Here is a 16732-nt window from a genome sequence, read left to right as displayed (position 1 = left end):
GGAACGGCGCCGGGAGGCCGGCGTTCCGCCTCCGTCGGCAAGGCTATAGGGCGCATAGGGGGACTCGTAAGGGTTGTGTAGAGATAGAGCATGGATAAGCCTATTTTCCAGCAGTCTGCTGGAATCCATACGATAAGTCCTCAGCGTTGGCGCTGGAGGTAGGAAACATGCGGGAAACAATCTTTTCCACCCTGAATGCGAACGGAAGACGGCGTTGACCGCCACCCCGCCGATCACCCAGGAACACTTCCCGCTCGACCAGCGCGCGCCGGCCGTACGGCTGGCCCGGCTGCTCGACGCCGACTCGGTGACGCCGCTGCATGATCCCGACACCAGCGGCGTGTCCGCGGTCATGGGCCGCATCGCGGGCCACCAGGTGGTCACCTTCTGCACCGACCCGGCCATCATGGGCGGCGCGCTCGGCGCCTCGGGCTGCGAGAAGATCGTGTCCGCCATCGACACGGCGGTGCGCGAAGGCTGCCCGGTGATCGGCCTGTGGCATTCCGGCGGCGCCCGGCTGGCGGACGGTGTCGAGTCGATGGACGGCGTCGGGCGGATGTTCGCCGCGATGACCCGCGCCTCCGGGCGGGTGCCGCAGATCTCGGTCATCCTCGGCCCCGCCGCGGGAGCCGCCGCCTACGGTCCGGCGCTCACCGACGTGGTGATCATGGCCAAGGCCGGCCGGATGTTCGTGACCGGCCCCGACGTCGTGCGGTCCGTCACCGGTGAGCAGATCGACATGGAGTCGCTGGGCGGCGCCGAGACGCACAGCCGCAAGTCGGGCGTGGCGCACATCGTGGTCGACTCCGAGAGCGAGGCGTACGAGTCCGCGCGGCGGGTGACGCTGCTGCTGGCGCACCGCGCCCGCGTCGAACCCCGGGTCGCGCTGGGCGGAAAGGACCTGCGATCGCTGCTGCCGGATCGGGCGCGGCGGGCCTACGACGTGCGCCCGCTGGTACGCGAGATCGTCGACGACGGCACTCCCTTCGTGGAGCTGCAGCCGCGCTGGGCCGCCAACATCGTCGTCGGCCTCGGCCGCCTGGGCGGCGGGAGCGTCGGCGTGATCGCCAACAACCCGCTGCGCATGGGCGGCTGCCTCGACTCGCTGAGTGCCGAGAAGGCCTCGCGATTCGTCCGGATGTGTAATGCGTTCGGCATTCCGCTGATCGTGCTCGTCGACGTTCCCGGTTACCTGCCCGGCGTCACCCAGGAATGGGGTGGCGTGGTGCGGCGGGGCGCCAAGTTGCTGCACGCCTTCGCCGAGGCGGCGGTCCCCCGGGTCACGCTGGTCACGCGCCAGTCGTACGGCGGGGCCTACATCGCCATGAACTCCCGCTCGCTCGGCGCGTCCGCGGTGTTCGCCTGGCCGGAGGCGAAGATCGCGGTGATGAGCGCGGACGCGGCGGTGGGCATCCTGCACCGCAAGCGACTGGCCGCCGCGCACGATGACGAGCGCGCGGAACTGCGGCGGCAACTCGTCGCCGAGCACACCCGTGTGGCAGGAGGCGTCGCCCGCGCCGTGGCCCTGGGCGTCGTCGACGAAGTGATCGACCCCGCGCAGACCCGGCCCAAGCTCGCCATGGCGCTGGCCACAGCGCTCGCCACAGCGTCGGCGACGCGTGGCCGTCACGGGAACATCCCGCTGTGATCGGCTCAAGACTAAGGAGTGACATGGATCCCATGGCCGACGCCTTGCTGGGCGGAGCCACGCCCGGCGAGCTGACGAAGATCCCGCTGCCCAAGGAGTATCCGGCCTCCTACCTCCGGGTGGAGGACACCGAGATGTTCACCGGCATGGAGGACAAGGACGTCCGCAAGTCGCTGCGCGTCGGCATGGTGCCCATGCCGGAGCTCGCGCCGGACGAGGTCGTGGTCGCGGTCATGGCCAGCGCGATCAACTACAACACCGTCTGGTCGGCGACGTTCGAGCCGTTGCCGACGTTCGGCTTCCTCAAGCGGTTCGGCCGGACGAGCGCGTTCGCGGCCCGCCACGACCAGCCCTTCCACGTGCTGGGCTCCGACGGAGCAGGGGTCGTGGTCGCGGTCGGCGCGGGCGTGCGACGCTGGCGCGTCGGCGACCACGTCGTGATCAGCCCGATCCAGGCCGACGACCAGGAACCGGCCACGCACGCCGACGGCATGCTCGGCGCCGAGCAGCGGGTCTGGGGCTTCGAGACCAACTTCGGCGGCCTGGCGCACTACACCCTGGCCCGGGCCAGCCAGCTCGCGGCCAAGCCGGCCCATCTGAGCTGGGAGGAGGCCGCCTGCGTCACGCTGTGCGCGGGAACGGTCTACCGCATGCTGGTCAGCCCCCGAGGCGCCCGCATGAAACAGGGCGACGTCGTCCTCATCTGGGGCGCGGCCGGCGGTCTCGGCGCGTACGCCGTGCAGATGGTCAAGAACGGCGGCGGCATACCCGTGGGGGTCGTCGGCTCGGAGTCGAAGGCCGAGGTCCTGAGAAGTCTCGGCTGTGACGTCGTCATCAACCGCAACGAGATAGGGATGACCGACGACATCGAGATCACGCCCGAGCAGACGATCACGCTGGGCAAGCGGCTGGGGAAGGCCATCCGCTCGGCGGTCGGTGAGGACCCGCACATCGTCATGGACTACGTGGGCAAGGCGACGTTCGGCATCTCGGTGTTCGTGGCCCGGCGGGGCGGCGCGGTGGTCACCTGCGGCTCCAGCACCGGCTACCAGCACTACTACGACAACCGCTACCTCTGGATGCACCTCAAGCGCATCATCGGCAGCCACGGCGCGAACCTGCAGGAGGTGCGGGAGTGCGTGCGGCTGTTCGACCTCGGGCAGGTGGTGCCGACGCTGTCCGCCGTCTACCCGCTGGACGAGGTCGCGGAGGCCACCCGGCTGGTGCAGACCAACGGCCACATCGGCAAGGTCGGCGTGCTCTGCATGGCGCCCGAGCCCGGAATGGGCGTCACCGACCCCGCGCGGCGCGCCGAGCTCGGCGCGGACCGCCTCAACCCGCTGCGCGAGCTGGTGGACGCCACCCCCACCCTCTCGACGCCGGCATAGGCGTGGCTTCCCGGAAAAGGCGGATCTGACAGTGGCTCAGAAAGTGGCCGCACACTCGACCGGGATCCTGGCGACCGGTTCGTACCTCCCCGCGGAAGAGATCGCCAACGAGGACCTGGCGCGCCGGGTGGGCGTCGACGCGGAGTGGATCCTGCGCAAGACGCAGATCGAGTCCCGCCGTCACGCCGCGCCGCACGAGGCGACCTCGGACCTCGCCATCCAGGCCTGTCTGGACGCGTTGAAGCGGAGCGACATCGACATCGGCCGGATCGGCTACATCATCGTGGCGACGTCCACCGGCGACTCCCCCCAGCCGCCCACGTCCTACCTCGTGCAGGACGCGCTGGGCGCGCACGCCGCCGCCTGTTTCGACATCAACGTCGTCTGCAGCGGATTCGTGTACGGCCTCGCCATCGCCGACAGCCTCATCGCGCTCCGCCCGGACACCTACGCCCTGGTGATCGGCGCCGATCTGTATTCCAGGCAGCTCGACTTCGCGGACCGCCGCACCTCCGTCCTGTTCGGGGACGGATCCGGCGTCGCCATCGTCGGCGCGGTGCCCAAGCCGTCGGGGTTCATCGACTTCGAGCTGTCCAGCCACGGCGCCGCCCACGGGCTCATCGGCATCAAGGCGGGCGGCAGCAGGCGGCCGGCGTCCCACGAGAGCGTCGCGGACGGCGGGCACTACTTCAGAATGGACGGCCGCGGCGTCACGGAGTTCGTGCTGGAGCACGTGCCGCCCGCGATGAAGAGCCTGGTGGACCGCACCGGGTTCGGCCTGGACGAGATCGACGCGTTCTTCCCCCATCAGGCGAACGGTCGCCTGATGACGGAGCTGGTCGAGCGCTGCGGCCTCACCGGCACGCACACCCCACGCATAGTCGAGCGGTACGGCAACCTGGGCAGCGCCTCGGTGGCCGTGGCGCTCGACGTGGCCAATCGGTCAGGCATCCTCAAACAGGACGACCTCGTCTTGCTCGCCGGGTTCGGCGGCGGCATGTCGGTCGGCGCCTGCCTGCTCCGCTGGACGGCCAGAGCGCCACAGGAGGCGAGATGACCCAGTTCGACAGGATCGGCATCGTGGGCTGCGGGGTGATGGGCTCCGGCCTCGCCGACGTGTGCGCCCGCGCGGGACTCGACGTGCGGGTCGCGGTCTCCACGGAGGCGTCCGTGCCCCAGGGACGGCGTCGCCTGCTCAAGTCACTCGACCGCGGCCTGCGCAAAGGGACGATCACCGAGCAGGAGCGGGACGAGGCGATGGGACGCGTCGTCTTCACCGCGAACCTCAATGATCTCGGCGATCGGCAGCTCGTCTTCGAGGCCGTCCCCGAGCAGGAGTCGACCAAGCTCGACCTGTTCGGCGCGCTGGACAAGATCGTGGAGCTCCCCGACGCCATCCTGGCGTCCAACACCTCGTCCATTCCGATCATCAGGCTCGCGCGCGCGACCGGCCGGCCCGGCCAGGTCATCGGCGTCCACTTCTTCAACCCCGTGCCCGTGCTCTCGCTGGTGGAGCTGACCGGGTCGCTGCTGACGACGGATCAGACGAAGGTCCAGACCGAGGCGTTCGTCACCGCGACGCTCGGCAAACAGGTGATCCGCTCAGCCGACCGCGCGGGGTTCGTGGTGAACGCCCTGCTGATCCCCTATCTCCTCGCGGCCATGAGAATGGTGGAGTCCGGGTTCGCCTCCGCGGAGGTCGTCGACCGCGGCATGGTGCTGGGTTGCTCCCATCCCATGGGCCCGCTGAGCCTGGCCGATCTGATCGGGCTCGACACGGTGGCCTCCATCGCCGACGCGTTGTACGGCGAGTTCAAGGAGCCGAGCTACTCACCGCCACCGGTCCTCCTGCGCATGGTCGAGGGCGGTCTTCTGGGCAGGAAGTCCGGCCGCGGGTTCTACGACTATTCCTAGACCCGCTGACTTTCCAGCGCCCCGCGCATCCGGTCGACGACGAGGCCGATGACCTCCGTCGCGTGATGCACGAGATAGAAGTGATCGCCGGGGAAGGTACGCAGCTCGAATCCCGCCGCGGTGTGGTCGCGCCACGCCCGGGCCTCCTCAAGGTTGACCTTGGGATCCTCCTCGCCTCTGAGAGCGAGGATGGGACAGGACAGTCTCGGCCCGGGCAGGTAGCGATAGGTGTCCAACGCCCGGTAGTCGCTCCTCAGCGCGGGCAAGATAGCGCGGACGAACTCTTCGTCGCCCAGCACCTGCGCGTGGGTGCCGCCCAGCCTGCGCACCTCGGCCAGCAGCCATTCGTCCGACCGGCGCTGAGCACCGGCGGCGCGGAGCACCGATGGCGCGGGCCGCCCCGACGCGAACAGCCCCAGCAGGGCCGTGCCACTCCGGTCAAGCCTGCGGGCCACCTCGAAGGCGACGGTCGCGCCCATGCTGTGGCCGAACAGCGCCACGGGCAGACCGGTCCACGGCCGGAGCGCCGCCACGACGCGATCGGCCAGTTCCGCGATGCTCTCGACGCCGGGCTCACCGCGCCTGTCCTGCCTGCCGGGGAGCTGGATCGCCAGGACCTCCACCGACGGCGGCGTCATCCCCGAGACCGGGAAATAGAAGCTGGCCGCGCCGCCGGCGTGCGGCAGGCAGACGAGTACGGACGACGCCTCGGGCGAAGGATGGTAGCGCCGGATCCAGGTCTCATCGGTGTTTACTGCGTCACTCACGGCAATCCCTTTCTCGCTCGTTTCGGGCCGGATTAAACCAAGAAAATCTGTGGGCTATATCAGCGGCAACTCTCGATTCACCTTGACCGAGCCCGGCTCGTGAAATCTCTTACCCGTTGCCGGCCGCCACGCACATTCCGCCCTGCTATCTTTACAGTGAACAGGAGAATAACTCATTCAGTCCGGGCGCGCAGGCGAGGGCACCCCTAGGTTCTGCCCGTCGGGTAAGGGGCACTAAGGGGGGTTTGCGATACCGCGAGCACATCCGTGACGAAGTGATGAAATAGCGGAACCCCGACGTGATGAAATCCGTGAACACTCTTGAGTGTTGTCCGAATGTATTGACAGGCGGCGTGGCGGCAGTAGCAGAATGATTAGACAGGGGGCACGACCCTTCATACTGGTGTAAGGGGGCGAACCAGAAAGACGATGACCCTCATCGAGCGTGACCACGAAATCACGGATCTGGACGATCTGCTGAGGGACTGCATTCACGGCAAAGGCCGGGTCATGGTGATCACGGGACCTACCGGGGTCGGCAAGACCGAACTGGCCTACACCTTCAGCCAGCGTGCCGCCGCCGCCGGCGTCACCTGGTTGAGCGCCACCTGCTCACGGACCGACCGCAATCTTCCGCTCGGGATGGCCAGCCAGAGCTTCCACAGCGCGGCGCTGCCGATCGAGCACGCCTCCGAGGCCGCCCGGCTGATCGAGGAGGCCGCCTTCAGCGCGAAGTCGATCGGCGAGTCGCCGCACAATCCCGATTGGCTGCACACCATTCAGGGGCTGTGGTCGATAGTCCTGGAGCTCTCCACCAGCTCGCCGGTGCTCATCACCGTCGACGACGTCGAATACTCGGACGCATTGTCCTGGCAGCTCCTGCTTAATTTCGTGCAACGGCTCAACAATGCCAATGTATTCGTCGTGGTGACGGCGACCGAAAATCCACAGGGGATGGATCCGCTTATCGAGATAGACCTGATGCGCCATCCGCACTGCCAGCACATGAGACTGGGCACGCTTTCCCAGGAGGGCGTCACCAAGATGCTCTGCAAATCCATGGACCAGGAGACGGCAGAAAAACTCGGCCCGGATTTCCATGCGGCCGGCGGCGGCAATCCCCTGCTCGTCGAGGCACTGGTCGAGGACTACCTGCACGAGTCGGGCGAATCGAATTCGCTGGTCATCGGAGATGCTTTCTCCCGCTCGGTGCGCGCCCTCCTCCATCGCACCGACCCGACCTCGCTGCGCACCGCCCGCGGCCTCGCCGTACTCGGCGATCTCGCCTTTCCGAACCTGCTGGCCGAATTACTGGAACTTCCGCAGGCGACCGTTCAGCAGACTCTCAACTATCTCGCCGCCGTCGGTATCGTCGACGGAGAGAGCTTCTGTCATCCGGAAACCCGGTCGGCCGTTCTCGACGACCTCGACGCCGAGCAGCGCAAGGACCTGCACCGGCGCGCCGCCCAACTCCTCCACACGGAGGGAGCGGCCAGCACCGCGGTCGCCGAGCACCTCATCCACGCCGCCGACGGCCTGGAGCCATGGGCGATGGCAGAGCTGCGGGAAGCCGCCGACCAGACGCTGCTCAACGACGAGCACGAGTTCGCCATCCAATGCCTGAGACTGGCGATCGATCTGTGTCAGGACGACGCGCGGCGGGCGGCCCTGCGGGCCGCGCTCGCGCGGACTGAGTGGCTGGTCAATCCCGCGGCCACCGCCCAGCACCTCGACCCGCTCATGGCGGTGGCGCGGGAGGGCCGCCTCGGGTTCGAAGACGTCCGCATGCTGCTGAGGTTCTTCCTGTGGCACGGGCGGCTCGAGGAGGCCGCGGAGGCGCTGCGGCGGCTGAACTCCATGGCGGCCGAATCCGCCGAGAAAGAGACGCTCTTCCGGCTCGGCGTCACTCACCAGTGGCTGGCTTCCGCCTTTCCCCCGCTTCTGCTCGATGCGGCGGACACCTCTATGGACAGCACCAAACCGGCAGCCGGCGTATGGCAGCTGCAAGGGGCCGCCCTTTTGTCCGGTTTTCTGAGAACGGAGGAGGACGAACATAAGATCGCGACCGCGGAACGCGTCCTCCAGTCCACCACGCTGGACGATGCGAATCTTGAAGCCGTGGAATCCTCTCTTTTCACGCTGCTCTACTCCGATCAGGCAGACCGAGCGGCCCCACTCTGTGATGTCCTGCTCGAAGAAGCCGTCCAACGACGCTCCCCCACCTGGCGAGCGGTGCTGGCAGGCCTCCGAGCGCACATCGCCATTCGTCAAGGGGATCTGGCGATTGCCCATAAATATGCCTCTATAGCACTGGATGTATTACCTAGTCGGAGTATGGGGATTCATATCGGCTTGCCGCTGGCCGCCTTGATCCGCACCAACACCGAAATGGGGAAGTTCGATGTCGCTACCCAACTGCTCAGGCATCCCATCCCCGCGGCGATCTATCAGAGCCGGTTCGGGTTGCACTATCTCCAGGCACGGGCCTATTTCCACCTGGCGACGGGCCTTTCGCACGCGGCTCTCAACGACTTCCTGAGCTGCGGGAGGCTCATGCGCTCCTGGAACCTCGACACACCCGTACTGGTGCCCTGGCGCCAGGGAGCGGCCGCCGCGCTCATGCAGATGGGCCAGCCGAACCAGGCCCGGACCCTCCTGGAGGAACCGTACGACCTGCCCGGCGGCGACTCGCTCAGGGCCAAGGGGGCCACGCTCCGGCTGCTGGCCGCGACCGGCGACCTCAAGAAGCGGCCGGCGCTGCTCAGGGAGGCCGTCGACATGCTCCAGAGCGCCGGAGACCGGCTGGAGATGGCCTACGCGCTCGTCGATCTGACCCACGCCTTCAACGAGATCGGCGAGCTCCACAAGGCCCGGATGATCGGCTACTGGGCCGACAGGGTGGCCGACGAGTGCCAGGCGGAGCCGCTGCGCTGGGCGGTACGCCAGGACGATCCGGCCGAGCAGGAGACGGAGGACACCGAGAGCATGGGCCTGCTCAGCGACGCCGAGCAGCGCGTGGCCTCCCTCGCGGCGCTGGGCTACACCAACCGGGAGATCTCCCGGAAGATCTACATCACGGTCAGCACCGTCGAACAGCATCTGACCCGGATCTACCGCAAGCTCAACGTCCGTGGCCGGAGGGACCTGCCCGCGCAGTTCTCCTATGTGGAGCTACGCTGACTCACCTCGCCTGCTCGGTGGTCTCCTCGGTGGTCACCTGCCGGAGCTGGATCGTGGCCATGACGGCCGTGGCCACCAGGACGACCGCACCCGAGATCGCGGCCACCCGCATGCCCTCGGTGAAAGCCGTACGCGCCGCGTCGAGCAAGGCCGCCCGCGCCTGGTCCTGAAGCTGGGCGGCCACCTCGACCGCCCCACCGAGCGTTTCGCGCGCCGTCTGGGCGGCCTCAGGGGAGAGGCCGGTCGGCACGGCGAACGACCAGCGGTAGATCGCCAGCCCGAGGCTGCCCAGGACCGCGACACCGAGCGCGGCGCCGAACTCGGTACCGGCCTCGAGCACCGCCGACGCCGAGCCGGCCCGCTCCTCGGGCGCCACCGTGACGACCAGATCGGAGGCCACCGCCTGAACGGCGCCGAGCCCGGCGCCCAGCAGCGCCAGGCCGATCACGAGCGTCTGTACGCCCGGCTCCCCTTCGAGCTGCGAGAGCACCGCGAACCCGGCCCCCGCGAGCAGCATGCCACCGCCGATGACGAAACCGGGGCGCGCCCATCGCACCACCACCACGGCCAGCATCGATCCGACGAGCGCCATGCCCGCGGCGGGCAAGGTCAGGATCCCCGCGACGAACGGGCGCAGCCCCAGCACCAGCTGCAGGTATTGCGCGATGAAGTAGAACAGCCCCATGAGGGCGAAGATGGCGAGCGTGCTGGTGATCAGCGAGATGCCGAACCCCCGGTCCGCGAACAGGCGCAGATCGAGCATCGGGTCGGTCAGCGTGCGCTGCCTCCAGACGAACGAGATGCCGGCGGCCAGGCCCACGGCGATGCCGAGCACGGCGGTCGAGCTCAGGCCCTGTTCGGCGATGTCCTTCACTCCGTAGACGATCGGGAGCACGGCCACCAGCGTCAGTGCGGCGCTCACCATGTCGAGCCGGCCGGCCTGCGGATCGCGGTATTCCGGCAGCAGGATCGGGCCGAGCACCAACAGCAGGACCATGATCGGCACGTTGATCAGGAACACCGAGCCCCACCAGAATCTCTCCAGCATCCACCCGCCCACGATCGGGCCGAGCACGCTGCCCCCGGAGAAGCCGGCGGCCCAGATCGCGATGGCCAGCCGGCGCTGCCGAGGCTGGTGGAACATGTTGCGGATCAACGCCAGGGTGGACGGCATGAGGGTCGCGGCCGCCGCGCCTTGCAGGGCGCGCAGGACGATGAGCATCTCGGCGCTGGGCGCGTAGGCGGCCGCGGCGGAGGTGATCCCGAAGACGGCGGCGCCGATGAGCAACAGGCGCCGGCGGCCGATCCTGTCCCCGAGCGTGCCCATGACGATCAGCAGCCCCGCCAGCCAGAAGGCGTAGATGTCGACGATCCAGAGCTGCTCGGGCCCGCTCGGCTGGAGATCCGCGCTGAGGAACGGCAGCGCGAAGTAGAGGACCGTGACGGTAATAGAGATCAGCAGGACGGGCAGCACGAGAACCGATAGTCCTATCCATTCTCGTCGTCCGGCGATCTTCGACTCCGTTTCCATCCCACACTCCTCAGATACCGTGTACGAGTGCATACGACGTACTCAACTCCGCCTCCAGCCGACCCCACGACACGAAACGGAAAATAAATTCCGACAAAGCGTCAGTGGCGGGTATATATCACGCCTTTTCGGCGGAGCTGTGGCGCGTTTCATCACGCTTGATGATCGATTTCATCACGAACTCATGTGATAGAATTTCACTACATATCAAGATGCGCGTGACAAAATCTGTGAGGCCAGATGCTCACCTGCGCAGAATGCGGCAACCCGTTGTGTGCCGCACCTCGGGGGCGACGACCGCGATATTGTTCGCGGTCGTGCCAGGCTCGGGCATACAGAGCGCGCGTGGCCGCGCGCGCACGGCCCTGTTCCGAAGCGCCTCCCCCTGAGCCCGCCAGAGAAGACACCCGGCCGCCCACGCCCGAACCCGCTCCGCGAGCACCTCGGGAAGGACTCACGCTGGAACGGCTCGTGGGCACCGGCATCGAGATCGCCGACACCGAGGGCCTGGAGGCGCTGTCCATGCGCCGGGTGGCGGCCGAGCTCGGCGTGGGCACGATGTCGCTGTACCGCTACGTGACGAGCAAGGACGCCTTGATCGAATTGATGGTCGATCGCGTGCACGGCGAGGACAAGAACCTGACGCCCGTCCCGGCCGACTGGCGCTCCCGGCTCGAACTGTCCGCGCTGCGGGAGTGGCGGCTCTATTCCCGGCATCCGTGGGTGCTGCAGGTCATCGCGACCCCGCAGCCGCCGCTCGGGCCGAACGTTCTGGCCGACCTCGAACGGGCCATGGGCGCCCTGGACGGCCTCGGGCTCGATCCGGTGATGATGCACTGGGTGACCATCGCGGTAAGCGCTCAGGTACAAGGGGCCGCCCTGCTTCGCGTCAGCGAATGGGAGGCCGAGCGGCGTACCGGGGTCACCACGCGGCAGTGGCGCGCGGCCAAGATGCCGATGATCTCGGAGATTCTCGAATCCGGCCACTTCCCCATGCTGTCGAGCCTGCTGGAGCGGCAGGAGGAAGTGGCCCACATCGACGAATGGCTCTGGTTCAGTATCCGCCGCCTGCTCGACGGGGTCGCCGTCTTCATCGAGGAGCGGGAGAACACCGGATCGGCCGGACACGAGCCGGATCTGCGCAAGGCGCTGTGAGACACGGGCCTTGCTCATTCGGCCACTTTGGTACGGGTGGTCCACCGGAAGAGCGGTGGGCCACCGGCATCCGCGGATACGCCGACCCGCTCGAAATGCTCGTATCCGCCGTTGCGCGGAATCTTTATCTTTCCCGCTGAGACCACGTCGTGCATGACCCGCAGAGTTCGCGGAACATCGGCGGGACCACCCTCGAGCGCGACCTCCACAGGTTCGCGCCCGGACAGGGGCGGCGCGGCGGACGAGGAGCCGTCGAAGGAGGGAACGGTCATGTCGGGTACCTCCGATGATCGTGACCGGCGGCGGCCCGGCCGTCGCCGATCTCTGGGGGACGATCTCTAGGAGAACGAGCCGGCCGGTTGCGGCGCGTGGCCGAACTCGGCGGCGAGGGCGCAGACGTACCGGCCGTAGCTGGACGGCAGCAACTCCTCGCCGAGGCGGTGACAGGCCTCGGCGTCGATGTAGTTCATCCGCAGCGCGATCTCCTCGATACAGGCGATGCGTACGCCCTGCCGGCCCTCCAGCATGTGGACGTACTGGCTGGCCTGCAGGATGGAGTCGGGCGTGCCCGCGTCGAGCCACGCGAACCCGCGTCCGAGTTCCACGAATTTCGCCTTGCCCCGCTCGAGATAGACCCGGTTGACGTCGGTGATCTCGAGTTCCCCACGGGCGGACGGCTGGACATTCTTGGCGATGTCGATCACGTCGTTGTCGTAGAGATAAAGGCCGACGACGGCGCGGTTGGAGCGCGGATGCGCAGGTTTCTCCTCGATGGAGACGAGCCTGCCGAGCGAGTCCATCTCGGCGATGGCGTAGCGCTCGGGATCGCTGACCGGATGGCCGAACAACACACAGCCGTCCACGTCGGCGGTGTTCTCCTGGAGGATGTCGTAGAACGAATATCCGTGGAAGATGTTGTCGCCGAGCACCAGCGCCACGGAATCGTCGCCGATATGGTCGGCGCCGAGTATGAAGGCGTCGGCCAGGCCGACGGGCTCGTCCTGACGGGCGTAGGTGATGTCGAGCCCGAGGTGAGAGCCGTCGCGGAGCAGGCGCGCGATATTCGGCAGGTCCTCCGGGGTGGAGATCACGAGGATCTCCCTGATATTCGCGAGCATGAGCACCGACAAGGGATAATAGATCATCGGCTTGTCGTTCACGGGGAGCAACTGTTTCGAGACCGCTAGAGTAATGGGGTACAGCCGCGTGCCGTGCCCGCCGGCCAGAATTATGCCTTTCACGAAATACCCTTCCTCAGGGAAAACCGGGCAGCCAGAATCGATATTCGTTCCCTGAGCATCACACCGGATCACCTCGGAATGGACTCCAAGACAACCCTCATTTACCCCCTACCGCGCCCCCGGCTCCCCCCTATGTCGTCCGCTAAACGGTTGCGCGCGGTTTACCGGCGATATGATTTCCACCGCGAAAGGCGGATCGTGACGCGACGCACGGCGACTCCGCTCGGGCTCACGTAGGAGATCTTGCGATGAAGATTCTGGTCACGGGGGGCGCCGGATTCATCGGCTCCCACTACGTGCGCACCCTGCTCGAAACCGACGGCGACGCGCGGATCACCGTCCTCGACAAACTCACCTACGCGGGCAACCCCGCGAATCTGGACCAGGTACGCGAGAGCGACAGATTCGCGTTCGTCCAGGGCGACATATGCGACGCGCGACTGGTCGACCCGCTCGTCGCCGAACACGACCAGGTGATCCACTTCGCCGCCGAGTCCCATGTCGACCGATCCATCACGGGTGCGACCGAGTTCGTACGGACCAATGTGGCCGGCACCCAGACCCTGCTCGACGCGGCGGTCCGCAGCGGGCTGGGGACCTTCGTGCACGTCTCCACCGACGAGGTCTACGGCTCGATCCCGGAGGGATCGTCGCTGGAGTCCGATCCGCTACGGCCCAGCTCCCCCTACTCCGCCTCGAAGGCGGCCTCCGACCTGCTCGCCCTCGCCTATCACCGCACCCACGGGCTCGACGTGCGCGTCACCCGCTGCTCCAACAACTACGGCCACCACCACTTTCCCGAAAAGATCATCCCCCTGTTCGTCACCAACCTCCTCGACGGGCGGCCGGTTCCCCTGTACGGCGACGGCGCCAACAGCCGCGACTGGCTGCATATCGACGATCACGTGCGGGGCATCGAACTGGTCCGTGCCGGCGGCCGTCCCGGTGAGATCTACAACATCGGCGGCGGCACCGAACTCACCAACCGGGAGCTGACCGAACTGCTGCTCAAAGCCTGTGAGGCCGGCTGGGACCTGGTCTCGTACGTCGAGGACCGCAAGGGCCACGACCTCCGCTACTCGGTCGACTGCGCCAAGATCCGGGACGAGCTGGGCTACCGGCCCCGCAAGGACTTCGAGACCGGCCTGGCCGAGACCGTCGCCTGGTACCGCGACAACCGCGCCTGGTGGCAGCCGCTCAAGGCCGAGAGCCTGGCCCGATGACGTGAGGCCACCTCGGTCGGTCGAGGTGGCCTCAGGTGGACGTCAGTCCTCGATCTGGATGGCCAGCGCGGGGCAGACCACCGCGGCGTGCCGGACGTCGGCGGCCTGCTCGGCCGGCGGGTCGGGGTTCAGCAGCACCACGATGCCGTCCTCGTCGCGCTGGTCGAACACGTCGGCGGCGGCGACCACACACTGCCCCGAAGCGACGCACTTGTCCTGGTCGATGATCACCTTCATGAGATCCTCTTGCCTGTCGTCGTAGTGGTGGGGAAAGTCACCAGGTCACGGGGAGCGAGTAGACCCCGTACACCGACCCGTCGTGCTTGAACGGGATCTCTTCCAGATCCGCGGCCAGCCGCAGGGTGGGGATGCGCTTGTAGAGGGTGCTGTAGACGACCTGCAGTTCCATCCGGGCCAGCGGCTGGCCCAGGCACTGGTGGACGCCGAAGCCGAACGCCACGTGATGGCGGGCGTCGCGCTGGATGTCCAGCCGGTCGGGGTCGGGGAAGGCGTCGGGGTCGCGGTTGCCGATGTCGTTGGCCATGATCAGCCCGTCACCGGCGCGGATGACCTGCCCGTCGATCTCGATGTCCGCCAGCGCCAGCCGGCGCCGCCCGTTGTGCGTGATGTGCAGGTAGCGCAGCAGCTCCTCGACCGCTGAGGAGACCAGCTTCGGATCCGCGGTGTCCCGCAGGAGCGCGAGCTGGCCGGGGTTCTCCAGCAGGGCGAGGGTGCCGAGCGCGATCATGTTCGCGGTGGTCTCGTGCCCGGCGATCAGCAGCAGCACCCCGATCCCGGCCGCGTCGTGCTGGGACAGCTCCCCGGTCCTGATCCGCTCGGTCAGCCCGGACAGCAGGTCGTCACCGGGGTTGGCGAGCTTCTCGCCCAGCAGGTCGTTCAGGTAGCCGTTCAGGCGGCCGACGGCGGCCATCCGCTGCTCCGGGGCCGCGTCCCGGTTGATGAGGACCTTGCTGTTGTCCTGGAAGAAGTCGTGGTCGGCGTACGGCACGCCGAGCAGCTCGCAGATCACCAGCGAGGGCACCGGCAGGGCGAACGCCGTCACCAGGTCGACCGGCTTCGGGCCGGCCAGCATCTCGTCGATCAGGTCGTCCACGATCTTCTGGACGGCCGGCCGCATCGCCTCCACCCGCTTGATGGTGAACGGCGCCGTCACCATCCGCCGCAGCCGGGCATGCTCGGGATCGTCCATCAGGATGAAGCTGATGGGCGCCGAGCCGTTGAGGGGGACCGGGCTCGGATAGCCGGGCCGGGTGACGTCGGCGCTGACCCGCGGGTCGGCCAGCAGCGCCCGCTGCTCGGCGTAACGGGTCACCACCCACGGGGTGCTGCCGTCCCACAGGCGGACCTTGGCGAGCGGGCCCTCCTCCTGCTTGGCCTGCAGCGCCGGGGGCGGATCGAAGGGGCAACCCTTCGCCCTGGCCATCGGGTACTCCGGAATCTCAGCCGTGCTTGTCATGAATTCTCCAATGTCAGGGAGTCGGTACGAGGTCGGCGAGCGCGTCGACGACGTCCTGCCGGCGCAGGCGCGTCTGTTTGGGCATGTTCCAGCCCAGTACGCCGGTGACTCTGCCGTCGCGGCGGTAGAGCGCGACGAAGCGGCGGTTCGCCGGGTCGCCCTCCACGACGGTCACCTCGGCGTCGACGGGCAGCACTCCATGTACCTGGAGCTTGGCGTCGAACTGGTCGGTCCAGAAGTAGGGCACGGGACAGTAGGGCTGTTCCTCGCCGAGGACGTTCGCCGCGACGGTCATGGCCTGTTCGGTGGCGTTGGTCCGGTTCTCCAGCCGCAGCAGGGCGCCGAGTTTGTCGTGGTGCCAGCGGGCCACGTCGCCGACCGCGTAGACGCCCTCGGCCGCGCGGCAGCGGGAGTCGCACACCAGCCCGTTGTCCACCCGCAGGCCGCTGCCGGTGAGCCATTCGGTCGCCGGGTCGGACCCGATCGCCACCACGACCACGTCGGCCGGCAGCACTTCGCCCGTGGCCAGGCGCACGCCCGTGACGCGCCCCTCGTGGCCGGTCAGCCCGCTGACCCCGGCGCCGAGCCGCAGGTGGACCCCGCGCTCGGTGTGCAGCTCGGCGAGCATCCCCGCGACCATGGGTCCCACCTGACCGGCCAGTGGTGCCGGCAGCGGGCCGGCCATGGTGACCTCCAGGCCCAGGCCGCGCGCGGTGGCGGCGATCTCGGCGCCGAGCACGCCCTCCCCCACGACCACGAGCCGCGAGGAAGCCAGCAGCTCCGCCCGCAGCGCCAGCGCGTCGTCGAGCGTACGCAGCGTGTGGACCCCGGCCAGCTCCGCCTGCCCGGCGAGCCTGCGAGGCCGCAGCCCGGTGGCCACCACGACGGCGTCGGCCCGCAGGGCCCGCCCGGACGCGGTGTGGACGGTGCGTCCGGCCGCGTCCAGGCCGACGGCCGGGTCGCCGAGGATGAACTCGGCGTCCAGGGCGGACAGAGCCGTCTGGGGCCGTAGCTGAGTCCGTTCGGGGTCCCAGGCGCCGGAGAGGACCTGTTTGGACAGCGGTGGCCGATCGTAGGGCAGGTGCGGCTCGGCACCGAGGACGGTCAGGCCGCCCGGATACCCCTTGCGCCGCAGCGCCTCCGCGGTGGCCAGCCCGGCGGCGGACGCGCCGACCACCAGGACGCTGGAGGGAGCGTTCACGCGACCT

Annotated in this window: 14 protein-coding genes; 7 read left to right on the top strand and 7 right to left on the bottom strand. The window is 68.1% G+C overall.

Features of this window, described 5'->3' with window-relative positions; genetic code table 11:
• The first annotated feature begins 232 nt into the window (after positions 1–232).
• From ACGFNP_RS29930 to ACGFNP_RS29915, 4 genes are read left to right on the top strand one after another with little or no spacing between them, the layout of a single operon-like run.
• Positions 233–1648 carry an acyl-CoA carboxylase subunit beta gene (locus ACGFNP_RS29930; protein ID WP_393325086.1) on the top strand — a complete coding sequence of 472 codons (1416 nt, stop codon included), beginning with the start codon at positions 233–235 and terminating at the stop codon, positions 1646–1648.
• Between the two features lie 23 nt (positions 1649–1671).
• Positions 1672–3036: a crotonyl-CoA carboxylase/reductase gene (ccrA, locus tag ACGFNP_RS29925; protein WP_358325059.1), complete on the top strand. Its 1365-nt coding sequence runs from the start codon at positions 1672–1674 to the stop codon at positions 3034–3036.
• Positions 3037–3067: 31 nt separating this feature from the next.
• Positions 3068–4093, top strand: a complete 1026-nt coding sequence (locus tag ACGFNP_RS29920) for a 3-oxoacyl-ACP synthase III family protein (protein WP_393324641.1) — start codon at positions 3068–3070, stop codon at positions 4091–4093.
• Positions 4090–4950 (top strand): 3-hydroxybutyryl-CoA dehydrogenase, encoded by an 861-nt coding sequence (locus tag ACGFNP_RS29915; RefSeq protein WP_358325053.1) that lies wholly within the window; start codon positions 4090–4092, stop codon positions 4948–4950. Before ACGFNP_RS29920 ends, ACGFNP_RS29915 begins: the two co-directional genes overlap by 4 nt.
• Here the strand turns inward: ACGFNP_RS29915 and ACGFNP_RS29910 are convergent.
• A complete protein-coding gene (locus ACGFNP_RS29910) occupies positions 4947–5717 on the bottom strand; it encodes a thioesterase II family protein (RefSeq protein ID WP_393324639.1) in 771 nt (256 codons plus the stop codon). The genes ACGFNP_RS29915 and ACGFNP_RS29910 overlap by 4 nt on opposite strands.
• A gap of 429 nt (positions 5718–6146) precedes the next feature.
• Between ACGFNP_RS29910 and ACGFNP_RS29905 the strand changes: the two genes are divergently transcribed.
• A complete protein-coding gene (locus ACGFNP_RS29905) occupies positions 6147–8897 on the top strand; it encodes an AAA family ATPase (protein WP_393324637.1) in 2751 nt (916 codons plus the stop codon).
• A gap of 1 nt (position 8898) precedes the next feature.
• Here ACGFNP_RS29905 and ACGFNP_RS29900 read toward each other — a convergent pair whose 3' ends face one another.
• Positions 8899–10428: an MFS transporter gene (locus ACGFNP_RS29900; protein ID WP_358325045.1), complete on the bottom strand. Its 1530-nt coding sequence runs from the start codon at positions 10426–10428 to the stop codon at positions 8899–8901.
• 471 nt (positions 10429–10899) lie between these two features.
• Between ACGFNP_RS29900 and ACGFNP_RS29895 the strand changes: the two genes are divergently transcribed.
• Complete coding sequence (locus ACGFNP_RS29895; protein WP_358325043.1) at positions 10900–11583, top strand: TetR/AcrR family transcriptional regulator; 684 nt, start codon at positions 10900–10902, stop codon at positions 11581–11583.
• Positions 11584–11597: 14 nt separating this feature from the next.
• Here the strand turns inward: ACGFNP_RS29895 and ACGFNP_RS29890 are convergent, their stop codons facing one another.
• Both ACGFNP_RS29890 and rfbA read right to left on the bottom strand, forming a co-directional pair.
• Positions 11598–11855, bottom strand: coding sequence for a DUF5988 family protein (locus ACGFNP_RS29890; RefSeq protein ID WP_393324634.1), 258 nt, complete (start codon positions 11853–11855; stop codon positions 11598–11600).
• A gap of 66 nt (positions 11856–11921) precedes the next feature.
• Positions 11922–12824, bottom strand: coding sequence for a glucose-1-phosphate thymidylyltransferase RfbA (gene rfbA, locus ACGFNP_RS29885; RefSeq protein ID WP_393325084.1), 903 nt, complete (start codon positions 12822–12824; stop codon positions 11922–11924).
• A gap of 248 nt (positions 12825–13072) precedes the next feature.
• Here rfbA and rfbB point away from each other — a divergent pair, with 248 nt between their 5' ends.
• Positions 13073–14047, top strand: coding sequence for a dTDP-glucose 4,6-dehydratase (gene rfbB / locus ACGFNP_RS29880; protein WP_358325038.1), 975 nt, complete (start codon positions 13073–13075; stop codon positions 14045–14047).
• Positions 14048–14089: 42 nt separating this feature from the next.
• Here the strand turns inward: rfbB and ACGFNP_RS29875 are convergent, their stop codons facing one another.
• Genes ACGFNP_RS29875 through ACGFNP_RS29865 form a run of 3 tightly spaced genes read right to left on the bottom strand, consistent with a single transcriptional unit; the run spans position 14090 to position 16725 of the window.
• Complete coding sequence (locus ACGFNP_RS29875; RefSeq protein ID WP_358325035.1) at positions 14090–14284, bottom strand: ferredoxin; 195 nt, start codon at positions 14282–14284, stop codon at positions 14090–14092.
• Between the two features lie 37 nt (positions 14285–14321).
• On the bottom strand, positions 14322–15524 hold the full coding sequence (locus ACGFNP_RS29870; protein WP_358325032.1) for a cytochrome P450: 1203 nt from the start codon (positions 15522–15524) through the stop codon (positions 14322–14324).
• 13 nt (positions 15525–15537) lie between these two features.
• A complete protein-coding gene (locus ACGFNP_RS29865; protein WP_393324631.1) occupies positions 15538–16725 on the bottom strand; it encodes an NAD(P)/FAD-dependent oxidoreductase in 1188 nt (395 codons plus the stop codon).
• Positions 16726–16732 lie beyond the last annotated feature (7 nt).

The organism is Nonomuraea sp. NPDC049269 (genome assembly GCF_043197155.1).
GTDB lineage: Bacteria > Actinomycetota > Actinomycetes > Streptosporangiales > Streptosporangiaceae > Nonomuraea.
This window is presented reverse-complemented; position numbering and strand designations above follow the sequence as displayed.